The 21302-nt window shown below is 60.7% G+C and carries 21 protein-coding genes and 3 pseudogenes; 6 read left to right on the forward strand and 18 right to left on the reverse strand.

Annotation, left to right across the window (positions count from 1 at the left end; translation table 11 throughout):
* Positions 1 to 26: 26 nt before the first annotated feature.
* From RG540_RS09735 to RG540_RS09765, 7 genes are all read right to left on the reverse strand, one after another.
* Positions 27 to 992 carry a formylglycine-generating enzyme family protein gene (locus RG540_RS09735; RefSeq protein ID WP_038587200.1) on the reverse strand — a complete coding sequence of 322 codons (966 nt, stop codon included), beginning with the start codon at positions 990 to 992 and terminating at the stop codon, positions 27 to 29.
* Positions 989 to 1639: a TetR/AcrR family transcriptional regulator gene (locus tag RG540_RS09740; RefSeq protein WP_051909315.1), complete on the reverse strand. Its 651-nt coding sequence runs from the start codon at positions 1637 to 1639 to the stop codon at positions 989 to 991. Before RG540_RS09740 ends, RG540_RS09735 begins: the two co-directional genes overlap by 4 nt.
* Positions 1640 to 1647: 8 nt before the next feature.
* Positions 1648 to 3705, reverse strand: a complete 2058-nt coding sequence (locus tag RG540_RS09745) for an ABC transporter ATP-binding protein (protein ID WP_038587203.1) — start codon at positions 3703 to 3705, stop codon at positions 1648 to 1650.
* Entirely contained in the window at positions 3702 to 4565 is an 864-nt protein-coding gene (locus RG540_RS09750) for an ABC transporter permease (RefSeq protein WP_038587206.1), read from the reverse strand. The genes RG540_RS09745 and RG540_RS09750 overlap by 4 nt, the downstream gene beginning before the upstream one ends.
* 2 nt (positions 4566 to 4567) lie before the next feature.
* Positions 4568 to 5515 (reverse strand): ABC transporter permease, encoded by a 948-nt coding sequence (locus tag RG540_RS09755; protein WP_038587209.1) that lies wholly within the window; start codon positions 5513 to 5515, stop codon positions 4568 to 4570.
* Position 5516: 1 nt separating this feature from the next.
* Positions 5517 to 7067 carry an ABC transporter substrate-binding protein gene (locus tag RG540_RS09760; protein WP_038587212.1) on the reverse strand — a complete coding sequence of 517 codons (1551 nt, stop codon included), beginning with the start codon at positions 7065 to 7067 and terminating at the stop codon, positions 5517 to 5519.
* 430 nt (positions 7068 to 7497) lie between these two features.
* A complete protein-coding gene (locus tag RG540_RS09765; protein ID WP_038587215.1) occupies positions 7498 to 8358 on the reverse strand; it encodes an SDR family oxidoreductase in 861 nt (286 codons plus the stop codon).
* Positions 8359 to 8465: 107 nt separating this feature from the next.
* Between RG540_RS09765 and RG540_RS09770 the strand changes: the two genes are divergently transcribed.
* Positions 8466 to 9356: a LysR family transcriptional regulator gene (locus RG540_RS09770; RefSeq protein ID WP_038587217.1), complete on the forward strand. Its 891-nt coding sequence runs from the start codon at positions 8466 to 8468 to the stop codon at positions 9354 to 9356.
* Positions 9357 to 9566: 210 nt separating this feature from the next.
* Here RG540_RS09770 and RG540_RS09775 read toward each other — a convergent pair whose 3' ends face one another.
* The 5 genes and pseudogenes from RG540_RS09775 to RG540_RS09790 form a co-directional block, all read right to left on the reverse strand.
* Positions 9567 to 9992 carry a CBS domain-containing protein gene (locus tag RG540_RS09775; RefSeq protein ID WP_038587219.1) on the reverse strand — a complete coding sequence of 142 codons (426 nt, stop codon included), beginning with the start codon at positions 9990 to 9992 and terminating at the stop codon, positions 9567 to 9569.
* Between the two features lie 17 nt (positions 9993 to 10009).
* The gene (locus RG540_RS33120) at positions 10010 to 10240 is read right to left on the reverse strand and encodes a YbhB/YbcL family Raf kinase inhibitor-like protein (protein ID WP_244446665.1); all 231 of its coding nucleotides are present in this window, start codon (positions 10238 to 10240) and stop codon (positions 10010 to 10012) included.
* A pseudogene (locus RG540_RS33125) lies at positions 10220 to 10348 on the reverse strand (DUF2267 domain-containing protein); the annotation flags it as partial. The pseudogene RG540_RS33125 and the gene RG540_RS33120, both read right to left, overlap by 21 nt.
* A gap of 101 nt (positions 10349 to 10449) precedes the next feature.
* Positions 10450 to 11499 carry an AI-2E family transporter gene (locus tag RG540_RS09785; RefSeq protein WP_038587221.1) on the reverse strand — a complete coding sequence of 350 codons (1050 nt, stop codon included), beginning with the start codon at positions 11497 to 11499 and terminating at the stop codon, positions 10450 to 10452.
* A 151-nt stretch (positions 11500 to 11650) separates the two neighbouring features.
* Positions 11651 to 12178: a DUF4142 domain-containing protein gene (locus RG540_RS09790; protein WP_038587223.1), complete on the reverse strand. Its 528-nt coding sequence runs from the start codon at positions 12176 to 12178 to the stop codon at positions 11651 to 11653.
* A 232-nt stretch (positions 12179 to 12410) separates the two neighbouring features.
* Between RG540_RS09790 and RG540_RS31610 the strand changes: the two are divergent.
* Positions 12411 to 12692: pseudogene (locus tag RG540_RS31610) on the forward strand (alkylated DNA repair protein); the annotation flags it as partial.
* Positions 12693 to 12706: 14 nt separating this feature from the next.
* Here the strand turns inward: RG540_RS31610 and RG540_RS09795 are convergent.
* The 5 genes and pseudogenes from RG540_RS09795 to RG540_RS09815 form a co-directional block, all read right to left on the reverse strand.
* Positions 12707 to 12880 (reverse strand): annotated as a pseudogene (locus RG540_RS09795) (c-type cytochrome); the annotation flags it as partial.
* 221 nt (positions 12881 to 13101) lie between these two features.
* Positions 13102 to 13434: a hypothetical protein gene (locus RG540_RS09800; protein ID WP_038587226.1), complete on the reverse strand. Its 333-nt coding sequence runs from the start codon at positions 13432 to 13434 to the stop codon at positions 13102 to 13104.
* Positions 13435 to 13608: 174 nt separating this feature from the next.
* Positions 13609 to 13911, reverse strand: a complete 303-nt coding sequence (locus RG540_RS09805) for a hypothetical protein (RefSeq protein ID WP_038587227.1) — start codon at positions 13909 to 13911, stop codon at positions 13609 to 13611.
* A gap of 172 nt (positions 13912 to 14083) precedes the next feature.
* The gene (locus tag RG540_RS09810; protein ID WP_038587229.1) at positions 14084 to 14527 is read right to left on the reverse strand and encodes an SRPBCC family protein; all 444 of its coding nucleotides are present in this window, start codon (positions 14525 to 14527) and stop codon (positions 14084 to 14086) included.
* A gap of 168 nt (positions 14528 to 14695) precedes the next feature.
* On the reverse strand, positions 14696 to 15586 hold the full coding sequence (locus RG540_RS09815) for a LysR family transcriptional regulator (RefSeq protein ID WP_038593453.1): 891 nt from the start codon (positions 15584 to 15586) through the stop codon (positions 14696 to 14698).
* A gap of 191 nt (positions 15587 to 15777) precedes the next feature.
* Here RG540_RS09815 and RG540_RS09820 point away from each other — a divergent pair, with 191 nt between their 5' ends.
* Together RG540_RS09820 and RG540_RS09825 are read left to right on the forward strand one after the other, a co-directional pair.
* Positions 15778 to 17079, forward strand: a complete 1302-nt coding sequence (locus RG540_RS09820; RefSeq protein ID WP_038587231.1) for an MFS transporter — start codon at positions 15778 to 15780, stop codon at positions 17077 to 17079.
* A gap of 259 nt (positions 17080 to 17338) precedes the next feature.
* A complete protein-coding gene (locus tag RG540_RS09825; protein ID WP_038587233.1) occupies positions 17339 to 19018 on the forward strand; it encodes a Na/Pi cotransporter family protein in 1680 nt (559 codons plus the stop codon).
* On the opposite strand, the gene RG540_RS09830 is transcribed toward RG540_RS09825, so the two are convergent.
* Positions 19015 to 19548 carry an NUDIX hydrolase gene (locus RG540_RS09830; RefSeq protein ID WP_038593456.1) on the reverse strand — a complete coding sequence of 178 codons (534 nt, stop codon included), beginning with the start codon at positions 19546 to 19548 and terminating at the stop codon, positions 19015 to 19017. The genes RG540_RS09825 and RG540_RS09830 overlap by 4 nt on opposite strands.
* A gap of 95 nt (positions 19549 to 19643) precedes the next feature.
* Here RG540_RS09830 and RG540_RS09835 point away from each other — a divergent pair, with 95 nt between their 5' ends.
* Together RG540_RS09835 and RG540_RS09840 are read left to right on the forward strand one after the other, a co-directional pair.
* On the forward strand, positions 19644 to 20288 hold the full coding sequence (locus RG540_RS09835; protein ID WP_038587235.1) for a DUF47 domain-containing protein: 645 nt from the start codon (positions 19644 to 19646) through the stop codon (positions 20286 to 20288).
* Positions 20288 to 21292, forward strand: a complete 1005-nt coding sequence (locus RG540_RS09840; RefSeq protein ID WP_038587237.1) for an inorganic phosphate transporter — start codon at positions 20288 to 20290, stop codon at positions 21290 to 21292. Before RG540_RS09835 ends, RG540_RS09840 begins: the two co-directional genes overlap by 1 nt.
* Positions 21293 to 21302: the final 10 nt, after the last annotated feature.

The raw sequence follows: 21302 nt of genomic DNA on the forward strand, positions 1-21302 counted from the left end.
AAATCGATACGTCCTGTCCTTATGCGCTATGAAAATCGGCGGGAAACGGTTCGAAAGCCGAGATTGCAGCTTGAGGAGCCCGGCGTATTGGAACTGCGCGCCGCCACCCGGTAACGGTGGCAGTAAGAGGCGTGGCAGAGATAGGAGCCGCCGCGGATGACGCGCCGCTCTCCGTTTGCCGGGCCTTCCGGATCGCCGGATGGCGAGTGGGCATAATAATCCCGCTCGAACCAGTCCGCGCACCATTCCCAGACATTGCCGGCCATCTGGTAGAGACCGAAACCGTTCAGTGCGTAGCTTTCCACCGGCGCGGTCGCCAGCCAGCCGTCGGCGGCGGTGTTGTGGGTCGGAAAGGTGCCTTGCCAGAGATTGGCATGATGCCGGCCGTCTACCTCCAACTCGTCGCCCCCGGGGAACCGTTTGCCCGCGAGACCACCTCTGGCGGCATATTCCCACTCCGCTTCGGTCGGCAGACGACGCCCGGCCCATTCGCAATAGGCAAGCGCATCGGCATGGCTGACATGCACGACCGGGTGTTCCATCAGGTCTTCGATACCCGACAGCGGCCCGACCGGATGGCGCCAGTCCGCACCCCGCACGGTGAGCCACCAGGGCGCGCCGTGATATCCGAGAATATCCGGACGGTCGGCTGCGACGGCTCGCCGGAAAACGCTCGAATCGCCGTAGCGCTCCGCCTCCGTCCGATATCCCGTCGCCCTTGCGAAGGCCGAAAACTGCTCGACCGTCACGCATGTCGTGTCCATCGCGAACGGGCCGAGCGGCACCTCGTGGACAAGCTCCTCGCCATCCGGCGCATAACCTTCACCGAAAGGATCGCCCATCAGGAAAGTACCGCCAGGTAGCTCCGCTTCCCGGTGGATCGGGCGCGCGCCGGACGTCTGCGGCTTTATCCCGACCGGCACGACCTCGCCTTCCCGCTCGCGTGAAGCGGCGCAGCAGCAGGTGTTTCCGGCGAGAGCGGCATCGGTCATCGGCGTTTTTCCTGGCTCGGCTCGTCCAGCGAAATGTGCATATCCGGGTCTCGCATATAGGGGCGGAGGATGGTGAAGAACTGGATCATTGACGTTTCGCGGCTGACAGCCGTCGGATCCAGAAGCCACTGGAGCCGCACGCCGTCGGCTACCGCGATAATCCAGCGGGCGAATGCTTCGAGGGTCATTCCGGCTGGAAGCTTACTCTGATCGAAAACCGCCGCTAACTCACTGGTCATGGAAGCCGCCACCTCTCGATACCGCTCGACAAACCAGTCGTGGGCCGGATGATCCTGAACGATGCTTTCGGCGGATAGAATCGCAAAAAGCTGTACAAGAATTGGTGTTCGTTCGTTGGTATGAAGCGTCCGTAGAAATGTGCTTAAATAGTCGAAACCCCGCTCTAAACTTTCCGATTTGGCCTTCTGGTTTCGCTCCTCGCGTTCTTGAAGCACTGCCAGAAGCAATGCGGCCTTCGACGGAAAATGATGCAGCATGCCGGCCTGCGTCATGCCGACGTCGGCGGCAATATCGGCAATGCTGGCGGAGTTGAAGCCTCGCTCGGAGAAAAGCCGCAGCGCCGAATCCAGGATCGCCCGCCGCCTGCTGTCTCCCCTTGGGCTTTTGCGCGTCGCTTTCTTGTCCATGCTCGACCTCATCTCCCCGTCCGGATCTGCAAAGGCGTGCCCGCAAAATGACAGGCAGCCTTCTGTCCGGTACCAGTTTCCTTGAGGCTTGGCGAACTGGTGGAACAGATTTCCCGCTCCGGAAAATACGCCGGCCCGATCGGACAGCGGGTGCGGAAACGGCAGCCGCTCGGCGGATTGGCCGGGCTCGGCATATCGCCGGCGAGTACGATCTTCTCCTGTGGCGCATCGAGCACCGGTTCCGGCGTCGAGGAAATCAGCGCCGCCGTATAGGGATGCTGCGGAGAACCGTAGACCTGTTCGGCCGTGCCGATCTCGACGATCCTGCCGAGATACATCACCGCGACATTATCGCTGATATGGCGCACCACCGAAAGGTCATGGGCGATGAACAGGTAACCGAGCCCAAGGTTGTCGCGCAGTTCCTCCAGGAGATTGATGATCTGCGCCTGGATCGAGACGTCGAGCGCCGAGACCGGCTCGTCGCAGATCAGAAGCTTCGGTTCGGTGGCAAGCGCTCGCGCAATGCCGACGCGCTGACGCTGGCCGCCGGAAAGCTCGTAGGGATAACGTTCGAGGAAATCCTCGTTCAGTCCGACCCGCTGCAGCAATTCGACCGAGCGCTGCCGCGCTTTCTCGCCGTGGATGCCGGCGACCCGGAGTGCTTCGCTGAGCGACTGGGCGATGCTGCGGCGCGGATTGAGCGAGGCGAACGGGTCCTGGAACACATATTGGATGGTGCGGGTGATCGTGTCGCGATCCTCCTGATCCATCGCACTGACATCGCGGCCGGCGACAGTGATCCGGCCCTCGGCGACCGGATTGATGCCGACGATGGTGCGCGACAGCGTGGACTTGCCGCAACCGGATTCGCCGACAAGGCCCAGCGTTTCTCCGGGACGGATCTCGAGCGATACGCCGTCCACCGCAAAGATCGGCTTGGCATTGGAAAAGAACGATCCCGAACCGCGATTGACGTCCGTCCTGAGGTCCTCGATCCTCAGGACAGGCTCGCCCGAAAGGGTTCTCCGGGTCTTGCGCGCAAGACCTTCTTCTTCCGGTGCGACGGGCATGCCTGTGGCCGCGGTCACCCAGCAGGCGGCGGAATGGCCGGGGGCCAATGCCTCCAGTTTCGGCACGTCCGTGCGGCATCGATCGACCGCGAAGTGACAGCGCGGATGGAAGGCGCAGCCGGAGGGAAGCCGCGCTGGCGTCGGCGGCGAGCCGGGAATGGCGCGCAGCTGGCTGCCGGTATCGCTGTCGATGCGCGGCACGGAATGCAGCAGCGCCGCGGTGTAGGGATGGCGCGGCGCGGAAAAGACATCGGCTACCGTACCTCGCTCCACGACCCGGCCGCCATACATGACGACGAGATCGTCGCAAAGTTCGGCCACCACGCCCATGTCGTGGGTGATCATGATGATCGACAGGCCGAGCTCGTCCTTCAGGTCGCAGAGAAGCCGCAGGATCTGCGCTTGGATCGTCACGTCGAGCGCCGTGGTCGGTTCGTCGGCGATCAGCAACGAAGGCTTGTTGGCGAGCGCGATGGCGATCACCACACGCTGGCGCATGCCGCCGGAAAACTGGTGCGGATACTGGTCGAAATTGTGCTCCACATCCGGAATACCGACCTGCCGCAGCAGGTCGAGGGCCCGCTCGCGCGCTGCTGTCCGGCCCGCGCCATGAACGACAAGCGCCTCGGCGATCTGTTCGCCGACGGTCATCACCGGGTTCAGGGCCGCCTGTGGGTCCTGGAAGACCATGGCGATATCCTTGCCGCGGATCTTGCGCATCTCGGTTTCCGGCAGGCCGACGAGATTACGGCCGTTGAACATTACCTTGCCGGTATCGATCCGGCCGGGATGGCGCAGCATGCCGAGGACCGAGCGTACGGTGACCGACTTGCCGGAACCGGATTCGCCGACGATGCCGAGAACCCGTCGCGGTTTCACCTCGAAGGAGACGTTGTCGATGATGCGGATATTCGTATGCCGGCCGGCGAAGGAGGCAGACAGCCCCTCGACATTCAACAGCGGCGCAACGGACTGGACTGAAATGTCGGTCATTTGCGGTTCACCGTAGCGTTCAAGGCATCGGCCAGCATGCTGAAGGCAAGCGCGACGAGGATGAGGATGACGGTCGGACCGAGCACATAAGTCGGCGCACGGCTGATATAGCGCATGCCGTTGTTGAGCAGCGTTCCGAGTGACGGTTCCGGCGGCTGCAATCCAAGCCCGACGATGCTGAGCGCCGCCTCGATGAAGATCGCCGAAACGACAAAGACGGCGCCCTGTACGATGATCGGGTCGATGGCGTTCGGCAAGATGTGGCGGACCATGATCTGCCATTTACCGACGCCCAGCGTGCGAGCCGCGATGACGTATTCCCGCTGTTGCTGGGCGAGCAGCGTAGCGCGGGCAAGGCGTCCGAAGCTTGGCAGACCGGAAATGACGATCGCCACCAACAGCGCCGTCCAGCCGGCGCCGAGCACCAGCACGACGCAGATGCCGAGGATGAGGCCCGGGAAGCCGACGATGATATCGAGGCAACGCTGCACGAAATTGCCGAGTCTTGGCGAAACTGCCCCGATCAACCCAAGCAGCGTGCCGGCCACTATGCTGACAGGCACCGCACAATAAACAAGCGTCAGGTCCGACCTTAGCCCGTAGATGCTGCGCACGAAAAGATCGCGGCCGAGTTCGTCGGTGCCGAAGAAATGCACGAGCGACGGCGCCCGCAACGATTCCCGCGACTGGATGTCGTAGCCGCCGGGAAAGATAAGCGGAGCCAGAAAGGCAAGCGCCGAGATGAGAATGATCACCGTCAGCGCCGCAATGCCGCGCGTCGTGGTGAACGCCTCCAAGTAGCGGGCGATCGACGGATTGAACCAGTGGCGATGGATAGGCTTCGATTGCGGTGCGGCCATGGTCAACTCTCCAGCCGGATGCGCGGATCGAGCGCGGCGATGGCGATCTCCGAAAGGAGCTGGATCAGGACGGCGATCAGTACCGCCCCCAATATCAACGCCTGCAGCACGAGATAGTCGCGGTTCTGGACACTTGAGACCGCAAGCTGGCCAAGCCCGTTACGGGCGAAGATCGCCTCGATGACGATCGCGCCGCCGAGCAGTTCACCGGCTCTAAGTCCGATCGCGACGATCGCCGGGCCAAGGCTGTTGCGCAAAAGATGGCGGCGCATCAGCCGGCCCGGGGGTACGCCCTTTGCCTTGGCAAGATCGATGAAGTCTTCACCGCGCACCGAATTGATCGCTGTGGTCAAAAGCCTGGCGACAACCGCCGCCTGCGGCAGCGCCAGCGCGAAGGCCGGCAGGATGAGGAACTGCAGCCCCTTCAACGGGTCGCGCAGCAGGCCGATCTCACCGCTGACGGGCAGAATCGGAAAGGCGATGCCGAGCAGCAGGATCAGCAGCAGACCGGTGAGGAAAGGCGGCGTCGCCAGACAGATGGTGTTGAGAATGTCGAGCCCTGCCCTGGCGGACTGATGGCGCAACGTTGCCGACAGGATGCCGAGCGTGAAGCCGATGATGATCATCAGCATCAGCGCCAGCGCCGCAAGCTCGACAGTGCTTTCCAGCCTGCTCATGATCAGCGCCGAGACCGGGCGGCGCATGGCAAATGAGCGTCCGAGATCGCCATGCAGGAGGTTCCACATCCAATGGAAATACTGCTCGTGGAGTGGCCCGTTGAGGCCGATCTGTTCGCGCACCGCGGCGAGCTGTTCGGGGCTTGCATCCGATCCCGCCAGTGCCACGGCGGGATCGCCGGGCGCCATCCGCGGCAGAATAAAGGCGATGAGAGAACTCGCAATCGCCACCACCACCACCGACGGGAGTTTCTTGAGGAGGAAGTTCAGCATCTCACTCGGCCAGATAAGCTTCGCCGTAGAGCATCTGCGAGCGGAGCGTCGCCTTCACGCCCTTTAGCGTGTCGGAGAGGATGGTCTGGCCCGGTGTCTGCAACAGCGGCAGGCTGAAGGCCTCATCGAGCATGTAGTCGGAGAGCGCCTTGACTGCCTTGTCGGTTGCATCAGGCGAGTTGGCCGCCGTCACCGCGTTACGCAGCGTGACATACTGGTCGGACCAGAAGCCGGACGGGTTTCCCTGACGGAGCGACGGAAGCGAGGAAAGCAGCGTCGCCGTGCTGAAACCGACCTGGCCGTGGATCAGCAGGAAGGCGGGCCCGAGATCGCCGGCAACCTGCCGTTTGTCGAAATCCGCAACGTCGAGGACCACTGCTTCCGGCGCAAGCCCGATTTCCTTGAGATTGTTCTGAACGATCTCGAAAATGCTACGATTCGCCGGGATGGAGGGCACGATGATCGGCACCTTGGCACCCGTGGCGCCAGCCTTTTCGATCAGCGCCTTGGCTTTTTTTGAATCGTAGTTGTAGCGGTTTGCCTGCTCCTCGCCATAACCCGGCGAGCCGACACCCCAGAAGAGATCGGTCGGAGTACCGATACCGCCAAATACCTGTTCGTTGATACGCTGGCGGTCGATTGCATAACCGAGTGCCTGGCGCACCTCCTTCTTATCGAACGGCGCCTTGGTAACATTGACGCCAAACGGATAGATAGCACCGCCGGAATTCAGGAATTGGTATTGCGGGTTGCCCTCGAACTCGACGAGGTCGTTCTGCGAAAGTCCCGTCGCCATGACGGAACGGCCGCTGCGTAACGCCGAAACCGATGCTGTGCTATCGGTGATGATCGCGAATTCGATCGAGTCGAGATAAGGCAGGTTCTTGTCGCGGTAACCGGTATAGCGCTCTAGCATGATCAAGGCGCCCGGCGTCCATTTGGCGAACTTGAACGGGCCGGTGCCGATCACCTGGGAGCCGTCCTCGCGCTTGGCATAGGTTTCCTTGTCGATGACATTGGCTTCTTCGAACAGGTCGAAGATGTTGGCGAGCGGCTTCTTGAACTTGATCGTCAGCGTCGTCGGACTGGTGACGTCGATGCTCTGGAATTCCTTTGCGATGAAGCCGACCTGAGCGGCCGTTTCCGGCAGGGCCATGGTCTCCAGTGTGAATTTCACATCGTCGGACGTCATCTTGCGGCCGGTATGGAATGTCACGTCGTCGCGCAGCACGATATCCATCGAAAGTCCGTCGGCGGCCACTTTCCAGGACTTGGCGAGCAGAGGTTTGACTTCGAAGGTCTTAGGGTCGGTCTGAGTTAGCGTTTCGAAGACGTTCTTCACCCAAGGCGAATTGCCGGCACGCAGTGTCAGGATGTTGCGTGGCTGGGCGTCCGCCGTCTGCGAAACCGTAATTGAACCGCCACGAACCGGCTTGCTATCCTGGGCTTTCGCAGGAACAGCGGCACAGAGACCAAAGGCCAGAACGGCCGAGAAAATCATCCCGCCGATGGGGCGGGCATGGCGAATTGCAGGCAAAATCCTGTTGGTCATCAATCGTCCTCCCGAGTGCGACCGAACAGGCGCGACGCGCCTGCCTCCTCCGGTCATCGAGCGCCTAATTATACCGAGCGCTCGCTAGATTTAGCGTCGCTGGGTTTTCCCCGTTTGTCAAGCTCGCCATGTGCCCCATTTAAGCGGCCTCAGAACGTCTCCAGTGTGAAACAGCACCGAAGGTTGGCCCCGTTTGAAAAGGCGGTAAGCGCCTGACTTTACTTGCAAACTCGCGACGAGGGCGGGATCATCATCGGTGGCGACCGTGACCCTACCCGATCCGCATTTCATCTCGGTAGATCAAGGCCTTACGGGACCGGTTATAGGGGGTCAACCTTCGACGCTGATTCACAACCCATTTTACGACGTCGCAAAATGGGGGCTTTTGCGATTTCCGAAATCTCCCCAGAATGGAGAGAGCACGAGGCTCTTAGCCCATTTCCGAGGCGAAGTCGCGATATCGGCGGAGCGGGCGGCCAAGGAGTGCCGTCAGGCGCTCGACGTCGCCGGCCTCGGGCAACATGCCGTCGGTCAGGAAACGCTCGCCCATCAGGCGCATGTCGTAGGCCATCCAGGCGGGCACGAACTGCTTGAGGTTCTGCTCAAAGCCCTCGGTATTGTCGCCGCCGTAGCTGATCGGGCGGGCGAGCACGTCTGACCAGATGGCGGCGATGTCCGTTCCGGTCAGCGTCTCGGGGCCGACGAGGTTGATCCGGTCGAGCGCGAGCGGCTCTGCAGCCTGGTCGCGGCGCAGCAGTTCAAGGGCGGCGATTTCAGCGATATCACGGGTGTCGATCATGGCGAGACCCTTGGCGCCGACCGGCATTGTGTAGGCGCCGTAGCCGGTGATGACGTCTTTGACCATCAGATCGTTCTGCATGAAATAGGCCGGCCGCAAGATCGTAGCCTTGAAACCCATCTGCTCGATCATCCGCTCGACACCGAACTTGCCCGCGAAATGCGGCACGTTCACGTAAACGTCGGCGTGGATCACCGACAGATAGACGATGCGTTCGATGCCAGCCGAACGGGCGACGTTGAGCGCGATCAAAGCCTGGGTGAATTCGTCCGGCACCACAGCGTTGAGGAGGAACAGGGTAGACACGCCGGACATGGCGTTGCGCAATGAGTCGATGTCGAGGAAGTCGCCCTGCACGACGCTGACGCCCGCCGGGAAAACCGCTTTCGATGGGTCGCGGACAAGAGCACGGACATCAGCGCCGCGCTCGACGAGGTGTTCGACGACTTGGCGGCCAACATTGCCTGTGGCGCCGGTAACAAGAATGGTCATGGGATTTATCTCCGGGTTGGTATTACTTGACACCCCGAGTATGTGTGGTTCATTGATGACCCGATAGACAGGTAATTTGGACACACCGTCTCATAGGTGGAACAACAATGGATCTCGTCGCGCTTGCCGATTTTAATCTCGTTGCCCGCCATGGCGGTTTCGGCAAAGCGGCAAGGGCCACCGGCCGGCCGAAGGCGACCCTCTCGCGGCGTGTCGCCGAGCTGGAAAGCGGTCTCGATCTGCGGTTGTTTGAACGGGGTGCGCGTAACCTGAAGCTCACCGAAGAAGGACGGGCGCTTTTCGAGCGGACCGGGGCGTTGCTCGCAGAACTGGACGAGACGGCTTCGGCGATTGCCTCGGGCGGTCAGAGACCCAAAGGGAGATTGCGGATCAGCGCACCTTTACATTTTTCGCAAACCGCAATGGGGAGGATTGCTGCTGGGTTTGTCCTTAAGTATCCGGAGGTGAGGCTTGAGGTGACGAGCGAGGACCGGCCTGTGGACATGATCGAGGAGGGCTACGATCTGGTCATCCGGGTCAATCCAGATCCGGATGAAAGCCTGGTCGGACGAGCGTTTCTCCGCGACCGTCTGGTGGTGGTGGCGAGCCCCGCTCTTCCCCGCCCGAACGGAGACCACCCTGCTCCCGGCGTTGCGCGCGGGTTGGGCGAACCGCAAACATGGCACGTGAAGACACCCGGTGGCCGGTCAACGATTAGAATCGAGCCGGTCCTCACTTTGTCTACGCTCATCACGATCCGGGACGCGGTGCGAGCCGGCGTCGGTGCAGCACGTCTTCCCATTTCATTGGTAAGCCACGACCTGGCTGACGGCACCCTGGTACATTGGGGGGATATCGACGGTCCCGAGATCGCTCTATGGACTCTCTACCCGTCTCGGCGCCTGCTCAGTGCGCGAGTGTCGGCGTTCTTGGACTTTCTAAAACAGGTCTTTCCAAATGGGACGCCGGACGAACTGGCCGCCTATATCGGAAGGTGACGACAAAACACGCTTTCGGGCCTGAAGTGATTGGCGTTGGGGACGACCCTGGCCGGATGCCAGCGATGTGGAGGATCCGCCGTTTTGGGCTTGAATTCGGTACAGACAAGGCGCCGACGGCATAGCGGGAGAGTTTGGCAAAGGCGGGCCCGAAGGACCTCCGGCTGCCGGTTTAGCCCCGATGTACGACACCCGATTCTGCGTTCTTTGTCAGTGCGCATGAGCGCCGCCCGGACGGGAAACCTTCTTCAATCCGGCTCCCGCGGCGGCGGTGTCCGCCAGGGCGGCATCACCGAGCGAAATGACGCCCGTCAGGCGTTTGTCGCGGTTGACGACGGGAAGACGGCGGACCTGGACCTTGCCCATGTTGCGCGCCACGTCGTCGACATCATCGTCTTCGAAACAGTACTTTACGTCACGCGTCATCACTTCCCGGATCTTCGCATCGCCTCCAAGCCCGTCGGCAAGCCCGCGGATGACCAAATCGCGATCCGTGACCGTTCCGACGAGCTTGTCGTTGTCACCGACGGGCAAAAAGCCGATTTTCCTGTCGGCCATGCACCTGGCAATTTCGGCGACGGTCTGGTGGGGACTGGCGATTTCTACATCGCGCGACATGATCTCTGAGACTTTCATGATCTTTCCTCCTGCGTTTAGTGGACGTCGAATGTTCCGGTGAGCGTGGTCTCCGAGAGGATGTGGCTGCGAGCCTCCTTCCACATGGCCTCGATCCCCGCTCTGTCCGGCACCTTGATGTTTGGGACATCGAGGGCTGCGAGACGGAACTGATAATGGTGCAGGCCGTGGCCTTTCGGCGGCTGCGGGCCGTCGTAACGGGCGTTGCCGAAGTCGTTCTCCGAGACGTGAAGAACCGCCCCTAGCACATGCCAGGCAAGCTGCCGGTCAAGCCCTTGATCGGCCATCAGATCGTCCAGCCATGTATGGGTGGTTTGCAGCGTCTTGTCGAAGACGGCGATACCCGAAGCACTCATGGTTTCACCTCCATGATGATGGTTCGAATCCCCCCAACCGGTCGGCGAGACGGAAGTTCCGAAGCCAATCCTAAAAATGCACGGACAGCTCATCGCCTTCATCAGGCGTCCGATGTGCCTTCTTCCTCGACGAATATTCCCCATGCGGCAATGAAGAGGGCGGCAACCAGCGGTCCGATGACGAAACCGTTGATGCCCACAAGCGAGATGCCGCCGATAGTGGAAATCAAGACCACATAGTCGGGAAGCTTGGTCTCTCTGCCGACCAGGGGCGGCCTCAGAAGATTGTCGACAAGGCCGATGACCAGGGCGCCGACAGCAACCAGCACGATGGCCTTCAGCCAAAAGCCGGCAAGCACCAGGTAGACGGCCGCGGGCATCCAGATCAAAGCGGCGCCGACCGCCGGCAGCAGCGACAGGAAGCTCATCAGGACGCCCCACAACAGGGCCGGCTCCACGCCGAGGAACCAGAACGCAACGCCGCCGATTGAACCCTGGATGATGGCGATGATGATATTGCCCCGCACGGTCGCATGGATGACCGCGGTGAATTTGGAGGCGAAGCGAAGGGTATGCGCGTCGCTGAGAGGGAGCGCCCTTCTGACGGTGCGGGCAAGCAACTGGCCGTCCCGGAACACGAAGAACAGCAGATAGAGCATCACGCCGAAGGTGACGAAGAACTGCAAGGTGTTCTGGCCAAGGCTCAAGGCGCGCCCCGCAAAGAAACCTCCGCCCTGCATCAGCGCCGGGGAGATGCGATCCTGCAACGCACCGAAGCTATCCAGCTCGATCCGTTCGAGCCAACTGCGGACGAATAAGGGGAGCGCTTCCTGGAGCTCCTGGAAAAACCTCCGCACATCGATCTCGCCGTTGTCGATACGTTGGTAGAGGAGGTTACCCTGTTGGACGAGCGAGCTGAGGACGACCAGCCCCGGAATGATGACGACGCAAAGGCAGATCAGCACGGAGAGCGCTGCAGCGGCATTTTTCCGCCTGCCCAGCAGCGCTTCCATACGCAGGTGAAGAGGAAAGAAGATGATGGCGAGGACGACGGCCCATAATATCGCCGAGTAGAACGGCAGGACGACGGCGACGAACGCGATGGTCACAAGGACCAGAAGCACATAGAAACTGACGCGCTGAAGGGGCATTCGACCTTTCCGCTTCGAGACTGCGTCGATGGTAACACAGATGCGGCCGCAGCGCTCGGCTCCCGGTTCTTACCCTCCTGTCGAATTTGCGTCCACGGTTTCACGACCGCCGCATAAGCGGCAGCCGTCGTCTGAAGCCGTGCAATACCCGCTACTTGTTCAAGTCCTTGGCCATCTGCAGATGATGTTCGAGCGCCGGGGCAGTCTTTGCCGCCCATGCCTTCAGGTCGGCATTCTCACCTTCCTTGCCATATCGCTTGAACAAGTCGACGGCATCCTCATGGGCGTCTTCCTGATCCGAATGATACTGCTTGGTGAACTTTGCGCCTTGGAGGCCCTTGAGCTTGTTGAGCGACTTCGTTTGCGCGTTGGTCATCGCGGTAGGCAGTTTGGCTTTCACCTTGCCGCCGTCGACAAGCTGTTTCAGTTCCGTCGTCGTCTTCTGGTGGTCCTGAATCATCTGCTGCGCAAACGTCTTCGTCGGCGCATCGGCCCGTTCAGCGGCCAGCTTGCTGGACTCGATCTCGAACATGTCGCTGGTTGCAGCTTCCGTCACGAAATCCTGGGTCTTCGGAGCAACGCCCACGAGCGAATTGACACCTGATTTCTCTGCCGCGGACTGTGCGAACGCCGAAGTCGTTACCATCGCCATGGCAGCCATGAGTGCGATCTTCTTCATGAAATTCTCCTTTCGCATCAAGGAATTCTCTTTTGCATCAACGCGAACAACGCATTCCTCCTGTTGTTCCAACACCTACGGAAAATCTCGTTTCGATCCCGGAAAGGCTGAAGGCCATGGCACAAAACGGCCTCTTGAGTGTTTGGATGCTCAATGGAGGCTGAAATGAGCACTGAAAAGCAGACGACCGGCTTGAACGACAGGCCCAAGAACGCGCCGATCGGCCAGACCGCCGAAGGCTTGCCACGATCCGGCATTGGAGAGCGGCGATGCGACGCACGGGCGGCTGGTATTTACGGCAGGCAGCTGCGCCGCTTGCCACGCAACGCCGGGCCAGCCGGACCCACTGAAACTGGGCGGCGGTCTGGCGCTCGCCTCTCTCTTCGGAACCTTCAGGGTTCCCAATATTTCCCCTGATGCCACCGACGGAATCGGCTCGTGGTCGGTCGCCGACCTGGCGAACACGCTGATCGCCGGCGTCTCTCCGGCAGGTCGACACTATTATCCGGCCTTCCGCATCCCTGATAATCACTGTTCGTTGAGATAAGCCGCCAGATGTCGCGCCTCGGCTTCGGAAATGCCGGTCGTCGGCATCGCCGTCCTTGGCGAGAACCGTTGCGGGGATACGATCCACTGGACGAGGTTGTCAGGCGTATTGTTGATCACGCCGCCGATATAGACGCGCTGCCGCAGACCGGTAAGCGTAAGGGCCACTTGGGAAACCTAAACGAGGTGTCTTGTTCGGTTCTGATGTCATTGTGAAACGCGGTTGGACTGGGCTAGCTAATAACTTGGCTCCGCCGCCGTAGTTCCATGCCGCGGGAACTTAGTTCGACAAGGGCCTCGGCCCCCTATCAGAGCCACTTCCGAGCCTTGCGACTGGGGGCCTCGCTGCGGCGGCCAGCACCAAAGCGGGCTCCACCTCAACCAAACGCGATGTCTTCGGCCGAACGTTCCATATCCTGCCGACGATGCTTTTTGGGACGTCCCTTCCCGGCCAGCATGAAATCAAGCTCCGTTGCGAACGGTCCGAACCGGTCGATGAGCCGCTGGGCCTCCTGGGCACTCAAGCCATAGTTTTTTACCAGATCCTCCTGCGTATATTTCGCTCTGGCGTCGTTTTCGTGCGGGTGGGAATTTGTCGCCTTCTCCGGCAGACGATCAGATGGCGCTTCGAAGGTCGGCGTGACAGGACTGGCTGCGGACGGCACTGCAGGATGTGAGGCGGAAACGGGGTCTTTCGGTGGCTGCTGCATGACTTTCTTCTCTTTCGAAAGTCAACAAGACAGAGCCGAGATAGTTCCAGACCGATATTCACCGGGCTCGATCGCAGAGCGGCGCAGCCATCGGTGCGCAATGCCGATGGCGACAGCAAATTGTCGGTACGTGACGCTGGAAGGCGGCCGGATATGCCCTCCCCATATCTCGGCTCACTTTACGCAGCCGGCCGATGCATTGTTTTGATTTGGCCTGGAATTGTCCTTGGCTGCCTGTGCGGGGTCGCACTTGTTCGGCGGCTGGCGTGTATCGCTATTGGTGCTGCCTGTTTGAGTCTGGTCGAGACTTCCGCCTGTGCCAACGGTCGGTCCGCCTGCGTCTCCCGTATTGCCCGGTCCGTCGACGGCTCCCGTGGCGCCACCTGCGGCATTGCCGGGGCTCGGTGTCGTTTGAGCGGTCGCGCTGCCGGCCATGAAAAGAGTGACGATGATGGCTGTGGCTATGAGCTTGGTCATGTGAGGTCTCTCGGTTGCTGCTCGAACCGAACAAAGACCTTGGCTTCCGGTTCCAGCAACGACAGCCAGCCTTCCGGAAGCAGGACGGATTTTATCGATAACGAAGCCGAGGCCGGATCGCGAAAAATCCTCGACGAGATCCGGCCTCGGCCGGTTATTCGATCCCGATGCCTTATTCGTTGATCTCGGGCTCGACGACCTTTGCGAGGTTCCGCAGCGACTCCTGCCAACCGAGATAACAAGCCTCGGGCGGGATGACGTCCGGTACGCCTGCCTGGGTAATATTGACCTCGGTGCCAACGGAAACCTTCTTCAGCGTCACCGTGACTTCCATTTCGCCGGGCAAGTTGGGGTCATCGAATTTGTCGATGTAGCGGAGGCGTTCGCCTGGAACGAGTTCCAGATATTCGCCGCCAAAGGCATGGGTATTGCCCGTCGTAAAGTTCCTGAAAGACATTTTGAACTTTCCGCCGACAGTCGGTTCAAAGTGATGGACAGTGCACAAAAAGCCGTTGGGCGGAAGCCATTTGGCGAGTGCGTCAGCCTCGATGAACGCCCGATAGACCTTCTCCGGGCTGGTCGCCAGGACGCGATGCAGGCTTATGGTATTCGGCATAGTCGTGATCCTTTATGAATTGCCGTGGACGACTCTAAGGACGAACGGGATTTTGCCAATCCGACATCGGATCGATTTTTTTTGGCGCAGGAATTACCCGGGTGTTCCGGCTGCAGGGCTGGGCCAAGCTCGCCTGCCAAGGCAGGTTATCGCCGCAAGGGCAGACTGTCACCTGAATGCTTCGAAGATCAATCCTCGCAGCCAGCGATGGGCAGGGTCCGCGTCCATGCGGGGATGCCAGGTCTGCGCGATCGAAAAGCCAGGCGTCGACACTGGCAATTCGAACATCTGGGTCTGGTCTGCACCCCCCGCCTGGCAATACGAGCGCGGCACCAGCCCGACAAGATCAGATGCCGCCGCAACGGCAAGCACCGCCGGATAGCTCGGCACCACGAGATGGACCTTTCGTGAGAGGCCCAGTTCGGCAAGCGCTTCATCGACCGGCCCCGCGAAATGTCCTCGTCTGGAGGAGATCACATGTCCGCACGCCGCATATCGCTCGGCGGTTATCGGCGTAGCTTTGAAAAGAGGGTGACCTAGCCTCGCCACGCCGACAAAGATGTCCTCAAACAGGGTTTGGCCGCGCAGCTCCGCGCCATCACCGGAAATAACGCCGATGTCCAGGTCAATCGCAGCATCTCTCAGAGGCTGAATTTCCTTGTTCGGCTTCGGCACGAAGCGCAGCCGTATCCCCGGCGCGGCATCCGTCACGGCAACGCTGAGGCGCGCGGCGTGCAGGAGCACGAATGCTTCGTTGGCACGGATCGTAAAGTCGCGTCGGAACTCCCGGATTTCGATGTCTTGTTGCGGACTCAACACGGTCTGGACCGCCGTCGTCAGCGACCGCACTTGCTCGGCGATCGCTTCGGCATGCGGCGTCGCGACCATTGCCCGCCCCGCCGGGACAAGAATGGGATCACGCAATGCCGTCCTCAACCTCGACAGTGTCCGGCTCATCGCCGACGTGCTCAGCCCCAGCCTGCGCGCAGCACCCGACACGCTCCGCTCGCGAAGCAATCCATCCAGAGCCAATAGCAGGTTGAGGTCGAGATCAGGCATGATGTCGAACCTAGCGAGGTATGGCGTATGGCGCAAGAGTGAGTTGCATGTGTTGCGTCTGGCGCAAATGTAAGCCTGCGGATATCGATGGGGAAGCTCAACGAACCGGTGTTTCTCCCATGTCCGTAACGTCACCCGCAAACCTTGCCCACGATGGCTTGACGTCACCCCGAAGGTACCTGGCGGTCGCAGTGCTTTTGACGACGCTCGTCCTCGTCGTGCTGGATGGAGCGATCGCCAATGTCGCGCTGCCATCGATCGCCGCCTCGCTCGGGGCCGATGCCAGCGACACTGTCTGGGTCGTATCAAGTTATCAGCTTGCCGTGCTTGTCGCACTTCTGCCCTGCGGCGCGTTGGGCGAAATCCATGGCCCGCGGCGCGTATTCCTGATCGGCGTCGCTCTCTTCACGGTGGCTTCGGCAGCATGTGCCCTCGCCGGAAATCTTCCCGTTCTCGTGGCTTCCCGATTTGCGCAAGGGCTGGGTGCAGGCGCGATCATGGCCCTGGGCATGATGAACCTGCGCTTTGCCGTGCCGCACCGGCTGTTCGGAACCATTATCGGCCTCAATGCGATGATCATCGCGATTTCTTCCGCCGCAGGGCCAGGTGTTGCCGGAGCAATCCTTTCCGTCGCCGATTGGCCCTGGTTATTTGCCGTCAATGTGCCGCTGGGCCTCATCGTCCTTTTGTGTGGCGGCTTTCTGGGTCACCTGCCAGGGGTGAAGCGGCACCTGAATGCTGCCGTATTGGTCGCCAACACGCTGATGTTCATATTGTTCTTCTCCGGTGCGGACCGGATAGCCAGCGAACCGATCAGCGGCTCGATCCTGATCGTCGGTTCCATCCTGTGCCTTCGCGTGCTGCTGCGCCTTGAGCGCAAGAACGAGACGCCGATTGTTCCGACCGACCTTTTGGCCAGGCCAGCCTTCCGGCTTGCGATCATCGCATCGGTATCGTGTTTTACCGGTCAGATGCTCAGCTATGTCGCGCTGCCGTTCTACCTTCAGCACACCCTGCATATGTCACCGGTTCTGGCGGGACTTTACATGGTGCCCTGGCCCGCCGCGACGATGGTCGCGGCGCCGATTTCAGGGTGGCTGGCCAATCGCGTCAAGACGGCGTGGCTTTGCGCTTCCGGGGGCGGGTTGCTGGCCGCAGGCCTCCTCGTCGCGGGCCTCTCTCCTTCCGATCCAAGAGGAATTGCCTTTTTGGCCGGCACTGTCCTCGCTGGAATCGGTTTTGGCCTGTTCCAGACGCCGAATAACCGAACTCTACTTCTGTCCGCGCCGAAAGCACGCAGCGGTGCTGCGGGAGCCATGCAAGGCACGGCACGCCTCCTTGGTCAAACCTTTGGCGGTATCTCCATGTCAATCATTTTCCAGACCATGCCCCTATCGAGCGCACCGAATATCGCGCTCGTTCTGGCCGGCATCTGCGCGATTGTCTCCGGCCTGGTCAGCTTGAGCCGCGTCCGCTTCGAGGTGGTTGAATAAGGCACCGAGTGCTTACAAAAGGAGAATGCCGCGTTGAACGGTGAGCGACCGCAATGGGTCGCAGGCAGAAGATCGCCCGCCTTCGGAATGTGCCAGGAACAGGCTTAGTCGGGCAGTCCCGCAGGGCGGCGGCCCCCGGCCGGTCAAACAGCCAGATCAGAGCCTTGAAAAAGCAATAGAATCCGGCGACTATATTAGCTGGCTAATATCTTGCGGCACTTGTCCGGCTTTCCCATCCGACTGTTTTTACGAGAATGCCATGCCCTTCATCATTGCGATCGTTACCCTTGCCGGACACATAGCGCTTCTTCTCTGGGGGACGCGGATGGTGCAGACGGGCATCCAGCGTGCTTTCGGGCCGAGCCTCCGGTCGTTTCTCGGTCGCGCACTGAACAATCGGATGAAAGCCTTTTTGTCCGGAATGGGCGTCACGGCAATTCTCCAGAGCAGCACGGCGACCGGACTGATGGCGTCGGGGTTCGCAGCCGAGGGGCTGGTTGCTCTTGTCCCCGCGCTTGCCGTCATGCTGGGCGCCAATGTCGGCAGCACGCTCATCGTCCAGGTTCTGTCCTTTGACGTCGCCGCCGCGTCGCCGGCTCTGATATTGCTCGGCGTCCTGATGTTCCGCCGCACGCAAAATCCGCAGGTCCATGATCTCGGCCGCGTGTTTATCGGCCTCGGCTTCATGCTGCTTGCCCTGCATCAACTGCTCGAAGTACTGACGCAATATGCCGGCACACCGGCCTTCTCTGCGGTTCTTTCGGCCATATCGACCACCCCCCTCCTCAGCCTCCTGCTCGCTGCCGCACTGACCTGGGCAGCCCATTCGAGCGTTGCGGTGGTCCTGCTCGTCATGTCGCTTTCGGCCCAAGGGCTGATCGATCCCTATCAGGCTTTCGCGCTCACCCTCGGCGCCAATCTCGGGACGGCGATCAATCCGGTCGTCGAGGGACAGTCCGGCAACGATCTTTCGGCCAAGCGGCTTCCGATCGGCAATCTGATCACCCGGATCATCGGCGTTCTGGCAGCGCTTGCGCTCCTCTCCCCGATTACCTCTCTGATGATGCAGATCGAGAGCGACGGCGCTCGGTTGGTCGCCAATTTCCACACGGCCTTCAATCTCGTGGTCGCAGTCGTCTTCATGCCGCTCCTCACGCCCTTTGCAAACGCTCTCGTTCGGCTGATGCCGCAGCGGATCGACGAGAGCGATCCCGGCCAGCCGCGATATCTCGATCCGTCCGCCAAGGAAACGCCGGTCGTGGCGCTGCAGGCGGCGGCGCGGGAAGTCCTGCGTCTGGTCGACGTGCTGGAGGAGATGCTGGCGGGAACAAAGTCTGCGTTGACGAGCACCGATCGCCGCGCCCTGTCGGAATTGCGACAGAAGGACAATGTCCTCGACCGCCTGAACACGGCAGTCAAACGGTATCTCACATCCATCGATCCCGAAGAGTTCAGCGACAGCGACCGGAGACGACTCGACGAAATTCTGCTGTTTTCGACCGGTCTGGAACACGCAGGCGACGTCCTCGACCAGAACGTGCTTCCCCATCTTGCCAAAAGGTTGCGCCGAGGCATGACCTTTTCGAAGGAGGGGCAGCTTGAGCTCAACGGCCTGCTGGACCGCCTCTCCACCAATCTGCGCACCGCCGCCGCCCTTTTCATGTCGCAGGACGAGCGCGTCGCGCGCATGCTCGCCGACGAAAAGATCGTCTTCCGGCGGGCGGAACGCGATGGCACCAACGCTCATTTCAAGCGGCTGCGTAACGGCGATGTCGACACGGCGGAGAGCACCTCCCTGCACCTGGACCTGTTGCGGGATTTCAAGCAGATCAATTCGCATCTCGTTGCAGCCACGGCCTATCCGGTCCTGGAACGGCAAGGCGAACTGCTGCAGAGCAGGACCATCCACCAGAGCGCCGCCGACCCGGTTCAGAATTAACCGCGATTGCGCTTCTTGCGGCCCTGCGGCTTAAATTCCACGAGCAGCGACTTCAATTCGATCTCGCGAACGCGTCGTGCCGCTTCGTCGGGGCTGACCCATTCGAGAACGCGCTGCCCCTGTTCCTTGAAGCCACTTCGGACCTCCGTGACTTCGATCTGGAACACGTCCACAATACACGGAGCCACATTGCCGTCGTCGAGTTCTTTCAGATAGGTATAGTGGCCGACCGGCTTCTTTTTCGCCGCCCCGCTCACGCCTGCTTCTTCCCAGGCTTCGGTCGCCGCCGCTTCGAAGGGCTTTTTCCCCTTCATCGGCCATCCTTTGGGGATAACCCAGCGTCCAGCCTCACGCGACGTGATCACCAGGACTTCGATACCAGGTCCGTCTTTCCGATACCGAAAGCACAAGGCGCCATATTGTTGGCGAAACGCCCCGGCGAACAGCCTGTCCGGAACGACCGCAAGCTGCTTGAGCAGCGTCTGTGACTTGTCCGGCCGAGGCTTCGTGGTCTTCTTCGCAGATTTCATGTCGATCAAACTGTCGATTTTGCTTGTTGCTTCAATTGCCTGAGCGTGTTTATGACACATTTATGACAGTCAGCCGCATGGGAAGGTCGCATGGCATGATGAGTATTTTTCGTAAGCTGATGCCACGAGAAGACAAATTCTTCGAAATGTTTTCAACTCATTCGAAGACCGTCGTCGCAGCGGCCCACGCGCTTGATCAGCTCCTCAAGGGCAACGAGGTCGAGAAAAACTGCGAACTGATCGTCACATTGGAAAATGAGGCCGACGATATCACTCGGGACGTTCTTCTTGCCGTCCGGCGGAGCTTCATCACCCCCTTCGATCGCGGCGACATCAAGGATCTCATCCAGTCGATGGATGATGCGATCGACATGATGCACAAGACGGTCAAGACGATCCGGTTGTTCGAGCAGTCCGGCTTCGATCCGCTGATGCAGCAGATGGGCAGCGAAATCGTCAAGGCGGCGAACCTCATTTCGGAAGCAATCCCCCTTCTCGACAAGGTCGGCACCAACGCCCAACGTCTTGCAGCGATCGCCGAGGAGGTTACCCGCGTTGAAGGCCGTTCGGACGACCTTCATGATCAGGGCCTGAAAGACCTCTACCGACGTCACGGGGCGAGCGGCAATGCGATGGCCTACATGATCGGTAGCGAGATCTATGGCGAACTGGAAAAGGTCGTCGACCGTTTCGAGGATGTCGCCAACGAGATCAGCGGCATTGTCATCGAGAACGTTTGATGGATACCTCTCTCGCCTTGCCACTTCTCTTCGGCCTGATCGCCGTCGCTCTGTTCTTCGACTTCCTCAATGGCCTTCATGACGCGGCCAATTCGATCGCGACGATCGTCTCGACCCGTGTCCTGCGGCCGCAATATGCGGTTGCCTGGGCGGCCTTCTTCAATTTCATCGCTTTCCTTTTCTTCGGCCTGCATGTGGCGGAAACGCTCGGCACAGGCATTATCGATCCTGCGATCGTTTCGCCGCAGGTGATCTTTGCCGCCCTCATGGGAGCGATCATCTGGAATATTGTCACCTGGATCTTCGGAATTCCGTCCAGTTCGTCGCATGCGCTTGTCGGCGGGCTGGTGGGAGCCGGCCTGGCAAAGGTCGGCTTCAGCTCGATTGTCTGGAGTGGCCTGGGCAAGACGGTCGGAGCGATTTTCCTGTCGCCGGCCATCGGCTTCTTGCTCGCCCTGATGCTCGTGCTCCTGGTATCCTGGCTTTTCGTTCGGCAAACGCCATTCGCGGTGGACCGGACATTTCGCGTGATGCAGTTCATCTCCGCGTCGCTTTACTCCCTCGGCCACGGCGGCAATGACGCGCAGAAAACGATGGGCATCATCGCGGTGCTGTTGTTCAGCCAGGGATATCTCGGCTCGACGTTCTACGTGCCCTTCTGGGTGGTGATCTCCTGCCAATCGGCAATGGCTCTCGGCACGCTCTTCGGTGGGTGGCGGATCGTCCATACCATGGGCTCGAAGATCACGAGGCTCAACCCGATGCAGGGTTTCTGCGCCGAGACGGGCGGAGCGCTGACACTGTTCGGAGCGACCTGGCTCGGCATTCCCGTCTCGACAACGCACACGATCACCGGAGCGATCGTTGGCGTCGGCGCGGCACGGCGGGTCTCAGCGGTACGTTGGGGGCTCGCCGGCAACATCGTGATTGCCTGGATTGTGACGATGCCGGCAACTGCAGCGATATCGGCGGCGTTCTACAGCCTCGCGAACCTGCTGCAATAATCGCACCTGG

The sequence above is a fragment of the Neorhizobium galegae bv. orientalis str. HAMBI 540 genome, assembly GCF_000731315.1.
Lineage (GTDB): Bacteria > Pseudomonadota > Alphaproteobacteria > Rhizobiales > Rhizobiaceae > Neorhizobium > Neorhizobium galegae.

Coding starts and splice junctions, on each gene's coding strand:
- RG540_RS09735 (WP_038587200.1), bottom strand. CDS start 992: ATGACCGATGCCGCTCTCGCCGGAAACACCTGCTGCTGCGCCGCTTCA.
- RG540_RS09740 (WP_051909315.1), bottom strand. CDS start 1,639: ATGGACAAGAAAGCGACGCGCAAAAGCCCAAGGGGAGACAGCAGGCGG.
- RG540_RS09745 (WP_038587203.1), bottom strand. CDS start 3,705: ATGACCGACATTTCAGTCCAGTCCGTTGCGCCGCTGTTGAATGTCGAG.
- RG540_RS09750 (WP_038587206.1), bottom strand. CDS start 4,565: ATGGCCGCACCGCAATCGAAGCCTATCCATCGCCACTGGTTCAATCCG.
- RG540_RS09755 (WP_038587209.1), bottom strand. CDS start 5,515: ATGCTGAACTTCCTCCTCAAGAAACTCCCGTCGGTGGTGGTGGTGGCG.
- RG540_RS09760 (WP_038587212.1), bottom strand. CDS start 7,067: ATGACCAACAGGATTTTGCCTGCAATTCGCCATGCCCGCCCCATCGGC.
- RG540_RS09765 (WP_038587215.1), bottom strand. CDS start 8,358: ATGACCATTCTTGTTACCGGCGCCACAGGCAATGTTGGCCGCCAAGTC.
- RG540_RS09770 (WP_038587217.1), top strand. CDS start 8,466: ATGGATCTCGTCGCGCTTGCCGATTTTAATCTCGTTGCCCGCCATGGC.
- RG540_RS09775 (WP_038587219.1), bottom strand. CDS start 9,992: ATGAAAGTCTCAGAGATCATGTCGCGCGATGTAGAAATCGCCAGTCCC.
- RG540_RS09785 (WP_038587221.1), bottom strand. CDS start 11,499: ATGCCCCTTCAGCGCGTCAGTTTCTATGTGCTTCTGGTCCTTGTGACC.
- RG540_RS09790 (WP_038587223.1), bottom strand. CDS start 12,178: ATGAAGAAGATCGCACTCATGGCTGCCATGGCGATGGTAACGACTTCG.
- RG540_RS09800 (WP_038587226.1), bottom strand. CDS start 13,434: ATGCAGCAGCCACCGAAAGACCCCGTTTCCGCCTCACATCCTGCAGTG.
- RG540_RS09805 (WP_038587227.1), bottom strand. CDS start 13,911: ATGACCAAGCTCATAGCCACAGCCATCATCGTCACTCTTTTCATGGCC.
- RG540_RS09810 (WP_038587229.1), bottom strand. CDS start 14,527: ATGCCGAATACCATAAGCCTGCATCGCGTCCTGGCGACCAGCCCGGAG.
- RG540_RS09815 (WP_038593453.1), bottom strand. CDS start 15,586: ATGCCTGATCTCGACCTCAACCTGCTATTGGCTCTGGATGGATTGCTT.
- RG540_RS09825 (WP_038587233.1), top strand. CDS start 17,339: ATGCCCTTCATCATTGCGATCGTTACCCTTGCCGGACACATAGCGCTT.
- RG540_RS09830 (WP_038593456.1), bottom strand. CDS start 19,548: ATGAAATCTGCGAAGAAGACCACGAAGCCTCGGCCGGACAAGTCACAG.
- RG540_RS09835 (WP_038587235.1), top strand. CDS start 19,644: ATGATGAGTATTTTTCGTAAGCTGATGCCACGAGAAGACAAATTCTTC.
- RG540_RS09840 (WP_038587237.1), top strand. CDS start 20,288: ATGGATACCTCTCTCGCCTTGCCACTTCTCTTCGGCCTGATCGCCGTC.